Source organism: Amycolatopsis sp. TNS106, assembly GCF_019330265.1.
In the GTDB taxonomy this organism is placed as follows: Bacteria; Actinomycetota; Actinomycetes; order Mycobacteriales; family Pseudonocardiaceae; genus Amycolatopsis; species Amycolatopsis lurida.
This window is the reverse complement of record NZ_CP024972.1, coordinates 1,658,350-1,674,713: the sequence shown is the minus strand read 5'-3', so window position 1 is coordinate 1,674,713 and position 16,364 is coordinate 1,658,350. Positions and strand designations below refer to the sequence as shown.

General features: G+C 68.1%; 14 protein-coding genes. 6 read left to right on the top strand and 8 right to left on the bottom strand.

Annotated elements, in window-relative coordinates:
- Positions 1-107: 107 nt before the first annotated feature.
- Together CVV72_RS07525 and CVV72_RS07520 are read right to left on the bottom strand one after the other, a co-directional pair.
- Positions 108-2,441, bottom strand: a complete 2,334-nt coding sequence (locus CVV72_RS07525) for a chitobiase/beta-hexosaminidase C-terminal domain-containing protein (RefSeq protein ID WP_219151683.1) — start codon at positions 2,439-2,441, stop codon at positions 108-110.
- A 189-nt stretch (positions 2,442-2,630) separates the two neighbouring features.
- Positions 2,631-3,086, bottom strand: a complete 456-nt coding sequence (locus tag CVV72_RS07520) for a hypothetical protein (protein WP_219151682.1) — start codon at positions 3,084-3,086, stop codon at positions 2,631-2,633.
- 170 nt (positions 3,087-3,256) lie between these two features.
- Here CVV72_RS07520 and CVV72_RS07515 point away from each other — a divergent pair, with 170 nt between their 5' ends.
- From CVV72_RS07515 to CVV72_RS07505, 3 genes are all read left to right on the top strand, one after another.
- Positions 3,257-4,084, top strand: coding sequence for a peptidoglycan-binding protein (locus CVV72_RS07515; protein WP_219151681.1), 828 nt, complete (start codon positions 3,257-3,259; stop codon positions 4,082-4,084).
- A 121-nt stretch (positions 4,085-4,205) separates the two neighbouring features.
- Entirely contained in the window at positions 4,206-4,829 is a 624-nt protein-coding gene (locus tag CVV72_RS07510) for a cyclodeaminase/cyclohydrolase family protein (protein ID WP_034318628.1), read from the top strand.
- A complete protein-coding gene (locus CVV72_RS07505) occupies positions 4,826-5,659 on the top strand; it encodes a bifunctional 5,10-methylenetetrahydrofolate dehydrogenase/5,10-methenyltetrahydrofolate cyclohydrolase (protein ID WP_219151680.1) in 834 nt (277 codons plus the stop codon). Before CVV72_RS07510 ends, CVV72_RS07505 begins: the two co-directional genes overlap by 4 nt.
- 160 nt (positions 5,660-5,819) lie before the next feature.
- Here the strand turns inward: CVV72_RS07505 and CVV72_RS07500 are convergent, their stop codons facing one another.
- Complete coding sequence (locus CVV72_RS07500) at positions 5,820-6,392, bottom strand: TetR/AcrR family transcriptional regulator (RefSeq protein ID WP_219151679.1); 573 nt, start codon at positions 6,390-6,392, stop codon at positions 5,820-5,822.
- 50 nt (positions 6,393-6,442) lie between these two features.
- On the opposite strand from CVV72_RS07500, the gene CVV72_RS07495 reads away from it, so the two are divergent.
- Positions 6,443-7,246, top strand: coding sequence for a bifunctional 2-polyprenyl-6-hydroxyphenol methylase/3-demethylubiquinol 3-O-methyltransferase UbiG (locus CVV72_RS07495; RefSeq protein WP_219151678.1), 804 nt, complete (start codon positions 6,443-6,445; stop codon positions 7,244-7,246).
- A gap of 44 nt (positions 7,247-7,290) precedes the next feature.
- Here the strand turns inward: CVV72_RS07495 and CVV72_RS07490 are convergent, their stop codons facing one another.
- From CVV72_RS07490 to CVV72_RS07480, 3 genes are all read right to left on the bottom strand, one after another.
- Entirely contained in the window at positions 7,291-8,742 is a 1,452-nt protein-coding gene (locus tag CVV72_RS07490) for a cellulose binding domain-containing protein (RefSeq protein WP_219151677.1), read from the bottom strand.
- Positions 8,739-11,039 carry a cellulose binding domain-containing protein gene (locus CVV72_RS07485; protein WP_255632570.1) on the bottom strand — a complete coding sequence of 767 codons (2,301 nt, stop codon included), beginning with the start codon at positions 11,037-11,039 and terminating at the stop codon, positions 8,739-8,741. The genes CVV72_RS07490 and CVV72_RS07485 overlap by 4 nt, the downstream gene beginning before the upstream one ends.
- 142 nt (positions 11,040-11,181) lie before the next feature.
- Complete coding sequence (locus tag CVV72_RS07480) at positions 11,182-11,547, bottom strand: RNA-binding S4 domain-containing protein (protein ID WP_219151676.1); 366 nt, start codon at positions 11,545-11,547, stop codon at positions 11,182-11,184.
- A 173-nt stretch (positions 11,548-11,720) separates the two neighbouring features.
- Here CVV72_RS07480 and CVV72_RS07475 point away from each other — a divergent pair, with 173 nt between their 5' ends.
- Complete coding sequence (locus CVV72_RS07475) at positions 11,721-13,262, top strand: GMC oxidoreductase (protein WP_219151675.1); 1,542 nt, start codon at positions 11,721-11,723, stop codon at positions 13,260-13,262.
- 42 nt (positions 13,263-13,304) lie between these two features.
- Here CVV72_RS07475 and CVV72_RS07470 read toward each other — a convergent pair whose 3' ends face one another.
- Both CVV72_RS07470 and CVV72_RS07465 read right to left on the bottom strand, forming a co-directional pair.
- A complete protein-coding gene (locus CVV72_RS07470; RefSeq protein ID WP_034318653.1) occupies positions 13,305-13,784 on the bottom strand; it encodes a carboxymuconolactone decarboxylase family protein in 480 nt (159 codons plus the stop codon).
- The gene (locus CVV72_RS07465) at positions 13,781-14,860 is read right to left on the bottom strand and encodes a dihydrodipicolinate reductase (RefSeq protein WP_219151674.1); all 1,080 of its coding nucleotides are present in this window, start codon (positions 14,858-14,860) and stop codon (positions 13,781-13,783) included. The genes CVV72_RS07470 and CVV72_RS07465 overlap by 4 nt, the downstream gene beginning before the upstream one ends.
- Positions 14,861-15,212: 352 nt before the next feature.
- Here CVV72_RS07465 and CVV72_RS07460 point away from each other — a divergent pair, with 352 nt between their 5' ends.
- Positions 15,213-16,349: a Cmx/CmrA family chloramphenicol efflux MFS transporter gene (locus CVV72_RS07460; RefSeq protein ID WP_219151673.1), complete on the top strand. Its 1,137-nt coding sequence runs from the start codon at positions 15,213-15,215 to the stop codon at positions 16,347-16,349.
- The last annotated feature ends 15 nt before the right edge of the window (positions 16,350-16,364 follow it).

The following is a 16,364-nucleotide window of genomic DNA, read 5'->3' as shown; positions in this document are numbered from 1 at the left end:
GCGGTATAGTTCGTTATACACGAAGCGACTTTCCCTGAGTACGTGAAGGCCCCCTTCATTGCGTCTAGCGCAGTGAAGGGGGCTTCACGTACTTCAGGCGACGAGCGTTACGGGTAGCTCACCAGGTTGCTCGGCCGTGTGTCCGGCGGCGTCACCGCCCCGGCGTCGTTGATCACGTGGGTGATGGTCCCCTTGTAGTTCAACGAGACCGTCACCATGTTGTGGAACCGCACGCCGGCGCGGTTCGGCACCTCGAACGCGTGATACAGGTTCACCGACGGGTTGTCGTTGAAGAAGCAGTAGCTGCCCAGGCCCCACGCCTCGTGGGAGGTCACGTTGTCCCCCACCTTGTACGCGGCGTACCCGTTGAGCCCATTGGGACTTCTCCAGCCTGCCTGATCCGGGACGTCGTACGGGATCTCGTTCTGGAAGAAGATCGTCCTGCCGTTCTGGCCGTTCCAGATCACCTGGTACTTCTGGTAATGCTCGACGAACAGGCCGGTGGCCAGCACGTTGTCGCCGTTGACGACCACCCCGGTGTCACCGGTGTTGACCGTCCAGCCGTAGGTGCCCGCGTTGCCGTGGTCGGCCCGCCACGCCCAGATGTGGTCGATGATCGTGTCCCGGCTGTTGACGATCAGGCTGTTCGTCGCCCTCCCCGCGATCTGGCCGCCGATCCGGAAGAACACGTCCTGCAGGGTCGTCGGGTTCGCGGAGTGGTTCGCCGTCGAGCCCGCCTGGCCGACCGTGAGCAACGACTGCGAGTTGGTCGTCCCGGCGTCGAACAGGAGGCCCTTGATCCGGACGCCGTCCACGTCGGCGACCTTCATGGCGTCGACACCGTTGTCCGGGACCAGGGTCGGATAGCCGACGCCGAGGACGACGGTGTTCGCCTTCGTCACGTTGAGCGTCTGGTTCAGGTGGTAGACGCCCGGAGTGAAGAACAGGTTGCAGCCCTGGGAGAGCGCGGTGTTGATCGACGCCGCCGTGTCCCCCGCCTTCACCACGTAGAACTGGCTCATCGGCAATGAGCTGCCCGGGGTGCCACCGTTGGCCCAGCTCGGCCCGGAAGCGTTGGTGCGCAACGAAGGCAGGAATACGCGGTACCTGCCGGAGCCGTCGAGGTACAGGTACGGGACGTCGCGGGACACCGGCGTGGTGCCGAGCGTCGTCTCCGGCGGGTTCGGGAAGGTGTTCGCGGGAGCACCACTGGTGCCGGAGAAGACCATGTTCCAGACCCCGCCGTCCCAGCTGCCGTAACTGCTGTCCCGGGTGTACCACTGCTGCTGCGAGATCGACGCGGTCTGCCCGGAAACCTTGCTGTCGGCGGTGTAGCCACCGCTGGCGAACCCGTAGCTGGCCGGGTAGAGCTGGAGCCCGCCGCGGATGTCCATCCGGCGGAACGGCGCCGCCTGCGCGACGGCCCAGCGGGTCGAGCCGCTACTCGGGACCACGGCCAGGTTCTCGGCCGAACGCCAGAAGTTCTGCAGCGCCACCCCCTTGTCCGACTCGTTGAACGCGTCGACGGTCACGTCGCCGTTGATCACGACGTCGCCCGGGTTCTGCCCGAGCCCCGCGACGGAGGTGTAGTAGCCGACGTTGTCGTGGATGCCGTTGTACGCGCCGGGCTTGAACAGGTGCGCGTACCGGCGTTCGGTGAACTGCGCGGTCAGGGTGTCCTTCTGCGCATTGAAGTCCGCGTCGAGCTTGGCCTGGATCGTCGACGCCGACATACCGGGGTCGAAGATCCGCACGTTCGGGCCGAAGTCCGGGACCTCTGCCTGGGCCGGACAGGTCGCCTGTGTCGATCCGATCGTGTAGCTCGCCGACGCCACCGGGGAGTTCGCCGAGCCGGACTTGAGCGCGATCGCCGTGATCGTCGAGGTGGCGGAGACCGTGATCGGCCCGGTGTACACAGTGGACGATGCCGTCGGAGTGGATCCGTCCACGGTGTACCGGATCGTCGCGCCCGCGGTCGCGCTCGACAACGTCACCGAGCGGGCGCTCGGGTAACTGCCACCCGGAGGATCGAACGTCGGTGAGGCGACGGTCGTGCCGCTGCCGCCGTGGGTGTACGTGAAGTGCGGGGTGTCGTACTGCGGCCCGCTCTTCTCGTAGGTGAACCAGTAGTCGAGCACCGTGCCCGCCGACAGCGAACCGACGGTGTGCCGCCAGGTGCCGCCGTTGTCGGTCATGCGGACGTTCTGCTGCCCCACTCCCGGAACGCCGGTGTAGTGGATGTCGACGTACCGCGCGGTGGTCGACGGAGTGAAGGAGAACTGTGCCTGGCTCGCGTTCAGGGAGGCGGCGGTCTGGCTGTAGTCGGCGGCCGCGGCGGTGGCACCGCCCAGCCCGATCGCGATCAGGAGTGCGGAAAGGCCGGCGGCGAGCACGCCACGAACCCCTTTCCGCCGTGGGGACAGCACAAGGATCCGGTTCACGTCGTGACACCTCCGGCGTTGGAAATCCACGGGCGAAACAATTCGTTGCGCGCCACAACAAAGTAGCCGTCCGTGCGATATGTCCAGATCACGCTTCGGTAACACTGGTGGTCCAAACCACTGAGTGCGCCGGACAGCGCAAGGCGACTCGTCCGTTCGGTTTCCTCTGGCGGTGCGAACGGGTGCCGGTCAGCGGTCCGGGACGACGTAGAGCGTCGACGCTTCCCCGCCGTACATGGCGCTCAGACTGGTCCGGCAGGCCAGGAGGACCTCACGGTTCGCGACGGTGTCCGGCGGGACACCGCAGCCGTCGCAGAAGAGCTCGACCGCACCGGGGAAGGTCTCGTCGACCCGGACTTCGACCGTGCGATCGCAGCGGCGGCACCAGCGATGCCCGGTGACGATGAGGACGTGCATGGGGTCGGAAATGCACTGATGCACCCAGCCGCGGTGGACGTAACACGTCGTCCGGACGTGCGCGCTCAGCCCGTGCTCCTCGGCCACGTCCTCCGCGGCGAGGATCGCCGCGAGCCGCCGGTCGGGGATCTCGCCGTACCGGTCACGGCCTCGCGCCGGCGGGCCCGAGTCCGCCGCCGCGAGCAGTCTGAGATGAGCCCTTGAGGGTGGCTGAGTACGTAGCACCATGTCGGTCTCGACCTTTCGGCGTCCACCGGAAGTCTTATCAGCTCGCTTCCGATTTCGCCGGAGTGACACCCGACCGGGCGACAAAGACCCGGGAGAAGTTCGTTTGTACGGCCCTTGTATTCACCCTGCCCATGCTGTCCGGACAACCGAATCCGCTCAGGAGGCAGGAATTGTTGACCAAGGTAGCCGTGCTCGCGACAGCGACCGCGCTCTCCCTCGGCGTGGCCGCCGCACCGGCCGGCGCCGAAGTGACCGCGTTGCCAACGGCCAGCATGGAAGCAGTGCTCAAGGCAGCGCAGATCGACCCGCGCCGGGCCGACAGCGCGCTGACCCCCGGCGCCAAGGACAGCGTGGTGCTGGTGGAGCAGGCGCTGGCCGACAAGGGACTGCTCGCCCAGCAGTACGTCGACGGCCATTTCGGGACGTCGACCATCACGGCGTACTCCAGCTACCAGAAGTCGCTGGGCTACACCGGGCTCGACGCCTCCGGCCTGCCGGGAAAGACGTCGCTCGAGAAGCTGGGCGAGGGCCGGTACACCGTCACCGCGGTGGTCTCGGCGGGTAGCCGCCTGACCTACCACGGCAAGACGATGAACACGCGGACCAAGGCGATGCTGGTGAAGGCCGAGGGCCTGCTCGGCAGGCAGCTCACCATCACGCAGGGCTCGTACAACCCCGGCGGAGTCGGCGCTTCGGCCGGGACGCACGACGGTGGTGGCGCGCTCGACATCGGCGTCGAGGGCATGTCCTCGACCACGCGGACCGACGTCGCCCGGAAGCTGCGGCAGGTGGGCTTCGCGGCTTGGGTCCGGACCCCGGCCCAGGGTTTCGCCTACCACATCCACGCCATCGCACTGTCCGATCCGGACCTGTCGTCGGGCGCGCAGCATCAGGCCGGTGACTACTACCTCGGCTACAACGGCCTCGCCGGCCGGGGTGCCGACGACGGCCCCGCCGTCACGCCGAAGCTCACTTGGGAGGAGTACCAGCGGTCCTGACCCCGCCGGCCGGAGGCCACCCTCGCCGACGTCGATCGTCGCGAAGGTGGCCTTCGGGCTGCCCGGGAAGCCCCGGGTAGGCTTCGGCGCGACGGCAAAACCAGCGGGAAGGGAACATCGCGTGGAGGCTCAACCGGTCGGTCAGTGGCTCGACGAGCTGGCATCGAAGGCCTCGACGCCCGGTGGTGGCGCGGGTGCCGCGATGAACGCCGCGGTCGGTGCCGCCCTGGTCTCCATGGTGTGCAACCTGACCATCGGCAAGCCGAAGTACGCCGAGCACGAGGCCACCATGACCGAGGCGCTCGCCAAGGCCGAGGACCTCCGGACGCGCGCGCTTGGCCTCGCCGCCGACGACGCCGCCGCGTTCGACGCCGTGGTCGCCGCGTACAAGCTCCCCAAGGCCACCGACGAGGAGAAGCAGGCACGCACCGCCGCGATCCAGGCCGCGCTGGTCGGCGCCGCCGAAGTCCCGCTGCGCACGGCCGCCCTCGCCGCCGAGGTCATCGACGTCGCCGCCTCGATCCTCGAAGGCGCCAACACGAACGTCATCTCCGACATCGCGGTCGCGGCTTCGTCCGCCAAGTCCGCGCTCGAATCCGGTGTGGTCAACGTCGAGGTCAACCTCGCTTCCATGGCGGACGAGCAGCTCCGCAAGGAGACCGAGGCCCGCCTCACGGAGTACACCCCCGCCGCCGGGCGCGCCGACGCCCTCATCGCCCAGGTTCGCGAAAGGCTCGCCCGATGACCTTGATCGACGGGCGCGCGATCGCCGCCGCCATCACCGCCGAGGTCACCGAGACCGCCGCCAAGCTCCGCGAATCGGGCACCGCCCCGACGCTCGCCGTGCTCGTGCCGACCGACGACGACGCCACCGCCTGGTACGTGCGCTCGATCGAGCGCGCCGCGAAGAAGGTCGGCGTCGACTGCCGCGTGGTCCAGCTCGAGAAGCCGACCGGCGAGGACGTCACCCGCGAACTCGACAAGCTTTCCGCGGACCCGTCGGTCCACGGCATCATCTGCCAGACCCCGTTGCCCGAAGGTGTCACGCTCGACGACGTCGGCGCGCACATCGATCCGGCCAAGGACGTCGACGGCGCCAACCCGGTCAGCCTCGGCCGTCTCACCGCGGGCCTCCCCACCTACGCGCCCGCCACCGCCGCCGCGGTGCTGGAGATCCTGAAGCGCGAGCAGGTCGCCCTTTCCGGTGCCCAGGTCACCGTCGTGGGCCGCTCGACCATCGTCGGCAAGCCGGCCGCGCTGCTGCTGCTCGGCGAGCACGCGACGGTCACCGTCTGCCATTCCCGCACCAAGGACCTCGCGGCGGTCACCAAGACCGCGGACGTCCTGGTCGTTGCCGTCGGCCGCGCGCACTTCGTCGGCGCGGACCACGTCAAGCCCGGTGCCGTGGTGATCGACGTCGGCACGAACCCGACTCCCGAAGGCGGGCTCGTCGGCGACGTCGACCAGGCCGCAGTCGAGGAGATCGCCGGTTCGATCACGCCGGTCCCCGGTGGTGTCGGCCCGGTCACGACGTCGCTGCTGCTGCGGCACACCGTCACCGCCGCGCAGTCCTGATTTACCGAAAGGGCGGCGAGTCCACTGAGGACTCGCCGCCCTTTCGCTTGCCCGTGATCAGACACGTATCTCGCGTGATTGAAGGCGTATCTCGCGTGATCAGAGGCAGCACACGAAGTTACGTCTCCAATCACGTGAGTTACGCCTTCGATCACGCGAGTTACGTCCCGATCACCGTCTCCACCACCTTCCGCACCTGCGCCGCCTCCGGCGCCGGGGCGGTGCGGTCGGCGTAGAGCAGATGCGTCGCGCCGATAAGCGTGGCCGCGAGGGTTTCGACGTCGGCGTCCGCCGCGATCCTGCCCTGTGCCCGTTCCGCGTCGAGGTAGCCACCGATCATCACGGCGGCCTGGGTCAGCACCGGGACACCGGCAGGCCACTCGCGACGCAACCGGGCACGCAGCTCGTCGCGGAAGATCACGAGCGGGACGATCGCGACCGCGACCGACTCGAACACCGCGGTGAGCGCCGAGGTGAGGTTGTCCACGACCGTTCCGGTACCGATGGCTTCCCGAAGCCCCTTCTCGTCCAGCTTCTCGATCCGGTCCAGCACGAACTCGGCCAGGAATCCGTCGAAGTCGTCGAAATGCCGATGCAGGACGCCTTTCGCGCAGTCCGCCTCCGTGGTCACGGCGCGGCTGGTGAGCCCGCTCGGTCCGTCCCGCAGCAAGACACGCTCCGCCGCGTCGAACAACTGTGCGCGGACGGCGCGCAGGGCTACCCCGGTCGGCATACGACTCCCTTGCGTTGACGAGTGGGCAGGTGCCCACTTAAGGTGGGCGCATGCCCACTCTACCTTTGGGGCAAGAGCCTCACCGCCATCGACAGGCCGCGGAATCCTTCGGCACGGACGTCGAACGCTACGACCGGACCCGGCCCGCCTATCCCCCGGAACTCATCGGTCACCTCCTCGCCGCCGCTCCTGGCCGCGACGTCCTCGACGTGGGCGCCGGCACCGGGATCGAAGCGCGCCAGTTCCAGGCGGCGGGTTGTCACGTCCTCGGCGTCGAACCGGATGCCCGGATGGCCGAGTTCGCCCGCAGGAGCGGCATCGACGTGGAGGTCGCGAAGTTCGAGGACTGGGAGCCCGCCGGGCGCCGGTTCGATCTGCTCGTCTCCGGACAGGCCTGGCATTGGGTCGACCCGGTGGCGGGTGCCGCCAAGGCCGCCGAAGCACTACGGACCGGCGGACTCCTGGCCGCGTTCTGGCACGTACCCGAACCGCCGGAAGAGGTCGCGAACGCCTTGGCGGACGCTTACCGGCGGCTCGTGCCGGATTCCCCGATCGATCTCGACAGCGTGCCGAAACAGCCCTCTGACCCGTACGGGCCACTCATCGTGAAGGTCGCCGACGGTCTGCGCGAAGCGGGCGGGTTCGGCGAACCGGAACGAAGCCGCCACGATTGGGACCGGGTCTACACCCGGGACGAATGGCTCGACCAGCTTCCGACGTTCGGTTCGCTCACCTGGGTCGAATCCACAGTGCGACAAGAGATCCTCGCTGAAGTCGGCGCGGCGATCGACAGGATGGGCGGACGGTTCACCGTGCGCTACGCCACCGTCGCGATCACCGCGGTCCGGGACTGACCCGCCGGTGACGGGGGCCGCGCCGCCCCCGTCACCGGCGTCCGTCAAGGCGTGACGGGGATGTTGGTCAGCCCGTTCACCGCCCTCGACACGGTGTTGGACGCGTGGACGACGTTGGGCCGATCCGAGCATTTCGACGTCGACGAGATCTTGATGGCGTACTGGCCGACTCCGCCGAGATCGGACTTGTTGTCCCGCCATACGTTCCCGCACCCGTTCGGGAACGACGGGGTGGTCGCCGGATTGTGCGTCTCGTACCCGTTCGCGAACGTCCCCGGCGAAGCGAAGGTGCCGGTGTTGCCCTCGATCACGTACCCGGATCCCTTGACGTCGACCCAGGAATCCGCCGAGTTCTGCCCGGAAACCCCTTGGCCGTCGAAGGTGTTGCCCCGGATCACACCGTCCACGGTGCCTTCCTTGACATCGATGGCCTCCGCGGCGACGTACGGTCCGATGTGGTTGTCGAGCACCTGGATCCGATCGCTACGGTCGACCCCGCCGGAGTTGCCGTGGCACGCCCAGTTGGAGTTCGCCGAGCCGAGGTAGACGCCCTCGCCGTAACCCGCCTGCACGAGACCGGTGTGGCTGATCGTCGAATCGCGGATGACACTGTCCGCCGAGGAGCGCCGGAAGTGCACGGCCTCCTCGTCGATCCGGTGCACCCGCACGCCTTCGATCACGGTGTGGTGCGAGTCGTCCGCGACGATTCCCTTCTTCGACTCCTGCACGGTGAAACCCTTGAGGTGCCAGTACGGCGCTCCGTAGAGCCAGAAGCCGTACCCGGAGTCCCAGCCCGCGGTCGGCGCCGGGCAGGACGGCGCCTCGCCGGACGGGCCGTCGTTGACCAGGACCGCCGTCGACGGCCCGGTCACCGTGATCGGCGCGCCTGCCGTGCCGGGTTTCGTGGCCACGAAAGAACCCCGATAGGTTCCGGCCGCCAGCCGGATGGTCCGGCCGGGGCTCGCGGCGGCCAGCGCGGCCCGCAGCTCCGCCGCCGTGCTCACGTCGACCACGTCTCCCGCGGGAACGCTGGTGGTCGTCGTCGGCGGTTCGCTCGTGGTCGTGGTGGTGGGCGGGGTCGTCGTGGTGCTCGGCGCACCTCCCCCGCACGGACTGCCGTTGATCGTGCAGCCGGTCGGCAGGCCGAGCCCCGTGGTGTTGAAACCGAAGGACGCGGTGCCGCCGGGCTTGATCGTGCCGTTGAAGCCGGCGTTGGTGACCTTGTAGTGCCGGCCGGTCCTGGTGAGCGCCGAGCTCCACGACGTCGTGATCGAGGTGCCTTCGGGCAGATCGAATTCGATCGTCCACTGTGTACTGTTCGCGTCGCCCCCGTTGGTCAGCGTGTACTTGCCGCCGTACCCGCTGTCCCACGTCGAACTCTGGGCGAAGGTCGCGGTCAGGCTGGGCGCCGCGGCCTCGGCGGTGACGACGGCGCCGAACAGGCCCGCCGCCGACGCCGTGGCCGCGATCGCGGCGAGCAGTCGTTTCCTCGTCATTCCGTGCCTCCGCATTTCGTTCCGGCGATCGAGCACGCGACCGGGAGTCCCTGACCGGCGGCGTTGAAGCCGAACGTCGCCGTGCCGCCGGGTTTGACGCTGCCGTTGTGGGCCGCGTTCCCGAACCGGTAGTGCTGCCCGGTCCTGGTCAGCACCGAACTCCACGAACCGGTGACCGTCGTCCCGGCGGGCAGATCGAACTCGACCGCCCACGACCCGACGGCGGCCGAACAGGTGTTGGTGACCGTGAAGCCACCTCCGTAGCCGCTGTCCCACACCGACTTGCGGGTGAACGTCGCGGTCAGGCACGCGCTCGGGGTCTGAGTCGTCGTCGAAGACGGTGAAGTCGGCGAGGTCGGTGGAGTGCCGTCGACGGACTTCAGGAAGAGCGACGACGAGGCGTCGGTCTTGGTCGCGTCGACGCCGTGGCCGCCGGTGTAGTCCCGCTGCTCGTTCTTCGCCCAATCGGCGATCGGTGTGCCGCCGATGTCGAGGTGTTTGTACGTGGTGCCGTCCCAGCCGAAGGAGTAGACGCGGTGCCGGTCGGCGTAGAAGTCGTTATACGGGCCGTTGTCCGCGAGCTGCTTGGTCATGGCGTTGTTGAAGAACACGTTGCGGTAGCCGGAAGCGCCCGACCACTTGACCGCCTTCTTGCCCGCGCCCCACCAGATCGGGAACCAGTTCGAGTCGTCGGGACCGCCGCCGCCCTCCTCACCACAGTTCGCCCGGCAGTTCCCGGAGCGGTGCGCGTACGGAACCTTGACCGTGTTGAGTTCGAACAGGTTGTTGCGTTCCCAGCCTCCGTGGAGGTTCAGGTCGGAGTCGAACGAGTTGCCGATCACGACGTTGCCCGCGGCGGACCACTGGAAGGTGAAATGCCGCAGCAGGGTGGAGGTGTTGCCCGCGTACAGCGAATCCCAGACCCGGGAGCCGCGGAAGTAGCCGTTGCCGCCCTTGCCCTTGTTCCACGAGCCGTGGAGTTCGTTGTCGACGATCTGGAGGTTCTTGGCCTCCTCGGTGACGATCGGATGCGATCCGGTCATGTCCGCGCGGATACCGCGGACCCAGGAGTTCGCCGCCCATTTGAAGACGATCCCGTGCATCTCCGCGGCCGGCGCCATGTTCCCGTAGTTGTTGTTCGCCTCCGCGGGGTTCAGGCCAGGCATGTCCTGGGTGAAGCCGAGATTCTCGAACCCGACACCGAGCACCGGGTCGACCAGCGGTGCCGCCTTCGAGTCGTAGGTGGCGCCGTCGATCGGGCTCGAACCGTCGGAAGTGGAGTTCACCGGGACGTCGTACTCGAGCGGTTTGTCCAGGGTGATGGTGCGCGCGGACGTGTCGAGCGCCGTGATCGTGAAGATCTGCTGGCGCATGTGCATGTTCAGTAACGGGAACGTGGTCGGCGTCGCCTGCTGCTGCTCGTAGAACTTCCGCGAGTTCGCCGCCCTGATGTTCACCAGGTTCCCGGCCGCGAGCGACGTCAGCGCGCCGCTGCTCGCCAGGTGGACGACCTTATCCCCCGTCCGCGCGGCGAACGCGGTGTCACCCGGCTTGCCCCGCAGCTTCACCCCGGCCTTCCAATGGACGTTGATCGTGCCCTCGAAGATGTCCTTGCGGTTCGCGGGCGCCGAGGCGTGGTCTCCGGAGTAGGACGTGTGCACTCCCCTGGACTGGACCCGGAACAGCCCGCGACCGGGCCACAACCAGCCACCCTTGCCCGCGCCCGAGGTCATCCCGTCCTCGTCCCAGTCGGAACCGTCCGGGGTGAGGGTGTCGTAGAGGGTGTTCGCGTCGGGTTTGTAGACGAACTTCGTGGCGTCCTTGCCCGCACCCCGCAGGATCAGGTAGTCGGCGTCGACGTGGATCTCGTGCGTGACGTCGAACCGGCCCGCCGGGAACGTGATCGTGCTGAGCTTGATGTAGCTCCCGGAAGACGAGCACGCGCTCTTGATCCCGTCGATCGCCGCCTGGATCCCGTTCGTGTCGTCGGCGCCGTCGTCGGGTGCGACGTTGTACTGGCTCGCCAGTTCGGCCGCGGTGACCTGGCAGGTGGCGTTCGGATTCACTTCGCCGGAGCCGGGCAGCGCGGCACCGGCGCGATACCCGGCCTTGGACCAGTCGTAGAGCCCCGCGACCGGAGCGCGGCGGTTGGCCGCTCCGAGGTCGAGGCCGGGCAGCGCGCCGGGACCCGGCGCCGCGTCCGCCACCTGGGGCGGTACCTGCAGCAGCGCGGCGGTGGCGACCACGGCGGCGACCGCCGGGAGAACGGCTCGGCGAAGAGGACTTTTTCGGGACACCCGAAACCTCCGTGACGGACTGACGGAAGGTGTTGCGGCGTGTACACCCGGACCCCGTCTTTATAGTTCACGTCCCTGTCGGCCGTCAACGGATGTGAATCATGTCCACGTATGTGAATGGCACGATCCACTGCCGGGTTGTTCAGGCCTCGCCCGAACGGAACCGGTCGAGCACGCGGCGCTCCCGCTTCGTCGGGCGTCCCGCGCCCCGCTCCCGCCGCGCGACCGGAATGGCGGCCTCAGGCGGCGGCGCGGGCGTCCGGTCGATGAAGCAGGTCGCGGCGTCGGCGGCACCTACCCGTTTCTGGATCACTCGCGTCACTTCCAGGATCCGCGTCGTGTCGTGTACCCGCGCGCGCACCTCGTCACCCGCCACGACCGTGGTCGCGGGTTTGGCCGGTTTGCCGTTCACGCGGACATGGCCGCCACGGCATGCCGCCGCGGCGTCCGGACGCGTCTTGGTCAGCCGGACGGCCCACAGCCAGCGATCAACTCGAGTGGACTCCACAGCTGTACATAGTGGCCTATCTGCCGGCTTTATTGCCACCCGGCATAGCCGCAGGTATAACTTGTTCTAAATCCCTCAACGGTGAGGAAGATCACGTGAGCGACGAAGCCATGCGGAGTAGCGCTTCCGGACAGTTATCCCGCCGCCTCTTTATTGCAGGAACTGGTTCTATCTTGGGGGCCGCTGCCCTCGGCGGGACCGCTTCCGCGAAAAGTTCGATCGCCGACGCCGCCCGAATCCCGGCCCTCGTCGTCGGTTCCGGATACGGCGGTTGCGTCGCCGCGCTCCGGCTCGCCGAGGCGGGCGTCGACGTCCATCTCGTCGAACTCGGCATGGCCTGGGACACGCCGGGCACGGACGGCAAGATCTTCGCCAACACCACCAAACCCGACTACCGCTCCTTCTGGCTGAGGACGCGGACCAAGCAGCCGTTGAGCAACTTCCTCGGCTTCCCGCTGGACAAGGACGTCCCGCGCCACACCGGGATTCTCGACGCCGAGGACTTCAGCGGCATCACCGTCTACCAGGGACGCGGCGTCGGTGGCGGCTCACTGGTGAACGGCGGCATGGCCGTCACGCCGAAGCGCGAGAACTTCGGATCCGTCCTTCCGACGGTGAACGCCGACGAGATGTACGGCGTCTACTACCCGCGCGCCAACGCGGGTCTCGGCGTCGCCACCATCGACCAGAACTGGTTCGAGACCGCCGAGTGCTACCAGTACGCGCGAGTCGGCCGGAAACACGCGCAGCGATCCGGTTTCCCGTTCCTGTTCGTCCCGGACGTGTACGACTGGGACTACATGAAGAAGGAACAGGCCGGCACGGTTCCGAGGTCAGCGCTGGCCGGGGAGATCCTCTACGGCAACAACGCCGGAAAGAAGTCGTTGCAGCAGACCTATCTTCCGAGGATCAAGGCGACGGGGCGGGTGACGATCTCGGCGCTGCACCGCGTGACCTCCGTGACACCCGCGTCCGGCGGCGGGTACACCGTGGTGATGGAACAGCTCGACACCGGCGGCACCGTGACGGCGACGAAGTCCGTCACCGCGGACAAGGTGTTCTTCGCCGCGGGCAGCGTCGGCACGAGCAAACTGCTGGTCAAGCTCAGGGCCACCGGTGCGCTGCCTGACCTCAGCACCGAGGTCGGCAAGGGCTGGGGCGACAACGGGAACGTCATGTGCGGGCGGGCCAACCACATGTGGGACGCCACCGGGGCGTTGCAGTCCTCCATCCCCACCGCGGGTATCGACAACTGGGCGGCGGGCGGCGCGTTCGCCGAGGTCGCGCCCCTGCCGACCGGCATCGAGACCTACGCGTCGTTCTACCTGTCGATCACCAAGAACCCCCACCGCGCGACCTTCTCCTGGAACCCGAGCGCGAACAGGGTCGACCTCGACTGGCAGACCGCGTGGAAACAGCCGTCGATCGAGATGGCGAAGACGATCTTCGACAAGATCAATGCCAAGGAAGGCACGATCTACCGGACCGACCTCTTCGGCACGTACAAGATCTGGGGCGACCATCTCACGTACCACCCGCTCGGCGGCGCGGTGCTCGGCAAGGCGACCGACAATTACGGCAGACTCCACGGCTATCCGGGCCTTTACGTGATCGACGGCGCACTGATTCCGGGGAACACCTCGGTGAACCCGTTCGTCACCATTACCGCGCTGGCGGAAAGGAACATCGAAAAGATCGTCGCCACCGATCTGTGACGACGATCGAAAAAGGCCGAGGGCGCCGCCCTCGGCCTTTTCTCATAGCTTCGGCAGAACGCAGACGGTGTCGATCCCCAAAACGTGGTTCAAGCGCCCGAAGGCGAGCCAGGAACCGATGCTCATGCTCAGCTCGACGATTTCCTTCTGGCTGTAGTGTTCGGCCATCCGCTTCCAGAATTCGTCGTCGATTCCGTGGTGGTCGAGCGCGTAGCGTTCGGCGTATTCGGCGGCCAGCCGGGTCCGCTCGTCGAACGCGTCGGTGGTCCGCCACTCGGTCACCGCGTCGGCGAACTCCTCCTCGACCTTCACCCCGTCACGCTCGGTCCGCCAGTCCAGGCAGAAGACACAGCCGTTGATCTGCGCGATCCGCAACCGGGCCGCTTCGAACTCGCGGAGCCCCAGCGTGGTGTGCGAGTACACCGCGAGCGAGAGTTGTGACGCCGCGACACCGATCCCGGGCACCATCTCGCCCCATACGTAGCCGATCGGGTCCTTGCCCTCGGGAATGTCGATGTTCATCGCGCGCTCCTTCCGAGCTTGCCGGTCGCCGGTCGCAGGGGGACGTCGAGCGCGTCGTAGAGGCCCGGTTCGGCGTCCACGAGCCAGTCGATGGCGCCGACCAGCCTGCCGACGGCGGTCGCGTTGCCACCGGCGGACCGGTTCTCGCCCTCGTCGGTGGCCTCGACCGACACCTCGATCCTGGGACGGCCCTCGATGATCACCTTGTGCGCCCCGTCGCCGCTGGGCGGCATCGGCCAGTCCGGCGCACACGACGAGTGGATCCGGGTGACGTGCTCGATGACGATCCTGGGCTCGCCGTCCACGATCCCCTGCACTTCGAACCGGACCGCGCCCTGGGTGCCCTCTTCGAAATCGCCCATTGCCCGCGTGGTCACGGTCTTCTCCAGCGGACGGCGGTCGAGTGTCTCGCGGATCTCGTCCAGGTCGACGCCGAGACCGCGGGCGATCAGCCGCACCTGCCCTCCCCACACCATCGTGGGCACCGACGGGGCCAGCATCGGCGGCTCGTAGTCCATCGGCTGCCCCATCCCGACGAGGTAGCGGACGGAATCCGGCTGATCGTAGGTGGCGTAGTCGAAGATCTCCTGACAGCGGACGACGTCCACGGTGGTGCCGAGCCCGCTGATCAGCAACGGCAGGATGTCGTTGCCCCATCCCGGATCCACGCCGGAGACGAAGAGCGAGCCACCGCCCTCCGCGATCGCCGCGAGCACCGGCTCGCGCAGTTCCGCGGGCGCGTTGCGCTGGTCATACAGCGCGTAGAGCGCGGGCGTCACCACCACCGCCCCGGCCCGGATCGCACGGACGATGTCGGCCAGCGCTTCGGCGGGCCGGATGTCGCCGGACGCCGCGTACACCACCGCTCGCGGCCCCGCCGCCAGAACCGCTTCGACGTCATCGGTCGCCGCCACACCCAGTTCGCCGTCGATTCCCGCGAGCGCGGCCGCGTCACGGCCGACCTTCGCGGGATCGTGTACGAGCACACCGGTGAGTTCCAGCGCCGGATGCGCGTCGACGGCCCGGATGGAGGCGCGGCCGATGTTGCCTGTACCCCAGACAACAGTGGGAATCATAGGTCGAGGTTAACCGAATCCGGGTAACGGAACAATGAGGAAAACCGCAGGTCAGAGCGCATTACTCGGGTTCTTTCCGGCGGGCAACGAAAGCGTTCCGGTACGCGGAACGGAGGCTGTTTCAATCGGGTTGAGACGCGACGACGGACGTGTGTAGTGTGCTTCCCGTGACGAGCCCCGAGTCGGACAGAACCCCGCCGCCGGTCATCCGGCGGCGAGTCGTCGTGTCCGGCCGTTAGGCATCGGCCCTCTCGCTTCCCGGTGACCGGAGCGCTGTTCCGTGCGTCCGGCCGGGTTTCCTCCTGTTCCGCGCACGGCTCCTCCTGTTCACTTTTCCCTTGGGAGTCGTCCGTTGCCCCTGTTCGTCTATGTCCTCGGCCTTGCCGTCTTCGCGCAAGGCACCTCCGAATTCATGGCTTCCGGTCTCGTGCCGGGGATCGCCGGTGACCTGTCCGTCCCGGTGGGCGCGGCCGCGGCGCTGACGTCGGCGTACGCCGTCGGAATGATCGTCGGCGCACCCGCCATGGCCGTGCTCAGCGCGCGCTGGCCACGACGCCGGGCCTTGGCCGGGTTCCTGACCGCCTTCGTCGTGGTGCACGTCATCGGCGCCGTGACGACGAGTTTCCCGCTGCTGTTCGGCACCCGGGTCGTCGCGGCGATCGTCAACGCGGGATTCCTCGCCGTGGCCATGCCCGTGGCGGCCGCCCTGGCACCGCGGGGAAAGCAAACGCGGGCGACCGCGGTGCTGTTGGCGGGTATCACGCTGGCGTGTGTCGCGGGAGTGCCGGCGGGCGCCGTACTGGGCGACCTCGCGGGCTGGCGGTCCGCGTTCTGGGCCGTCGCCGCGTTGTGCCTGCCCGCGCTGGTGCTGGTGTTCCGTTCCGCACCCGCCGATGCGGCGGATCCGCGCGAAGTCTCGATCAAGCGCGAAGCACGTGAGCTGAAAGCACCTGCCGTGCGACAGGCGATGCTCCTCGGCGCGTTGGTGAACGGCGCCACCTTCGCGACGTTCGCCTTCCTCGCGGTCATCGCGACCGACGTCGCCCACCTCCCGGCCGGGGCGGTTTCGGGACTGCTGGCGGCGTTCGGCGCCGGCGCGTTCCTCGGCGTCACGGTGGCAGGCCGCACGGGCGACGGTGAGCTCCGGCGCGGTCTCGTGCTCGGGTTGTGCGCCCTGCCGGTGGGCTGGGCGGTGCTGGCGATGGTCGGGACGCAACCGATCGCCCTGTTCGTCGTGACGGCGGTCCAAGGTGGACTGTCGTTCGGCTGCGGTTCCGCGCTCGTCGCCCGGGTCATGCATGTCGCCCCGGGAGCTCCGACGCTGGGCGGCTCGTTCGCGACCGTCGCGCTGAACGCGGGCGCGTTCCTGGGGCCGGTGCTCGCCGGTTTCGTCACGGAGTCGACCGGCGACTACCGCTACGCCATGTGGATCAGCGCGGCGATCACTCTCCTCGCGCGGCCACTCGTCCTGCGAGAGAAGCGCTCGTGAACCGCGCGGGCGGGT

What these genes read in the sequence shown, in the direction of transcription:
- CVV72_RS07520 (WP_219151682.1), bottom strand. Translation starts at nt 3,086, where the DNA reads ATGGTGCTACGTACTCAGCCACCCTCAAGGGCTCATCTCAGACTGCTC.
- CVV72_RS07505 (WP_219151680.1), top strand. Translation starts at nt 4,826, where the DNA reads ATGACCTTGATCGACGGGCGCGCGATCGCCGCCGCCATCACCGCCGAG.
- CVV72_RS07500 (WP_219151679.1), bottom strand. Translation starts at nt 6,392, where the DNA reads ATGCCGACCGGGGTAGCCCTGCGCGCCGTCCGCGCACAGTTGTTCGAC.
- CVV72_RS07495 (WP_219151678.1), top strand. Translation starts at nt 6,443, where the DNA reads ATGCCCACTCTACCTTTGGGGCAAGAGCCTCACCGCCATCGACAGGCC.
- CVV72_RS07490 (WP_219151677.1), bottom strand. Translation starts at nt 8,742, where the DNA reads ATGACGAGGAAACGACTGCTCGCCGCGATCGCGGCCACGGCGTCGGCG.
- CVV72_RS07470 (WP_034318653.1), bottom strand. Translation starts at nt 13,784, where the DNA reads ATGAACATCGACATTCCCGAGGGCAAGGACCCGATCGGCTACGTATGG.
- CVV72_RS07465 (WP_219151674.1), bottom strand. Translation starts at nt 14,860, where the DNA reads ATGATTCCCACTGTTGTCTGGGGTACAGGCAACATCGGCCGCGCCTCC.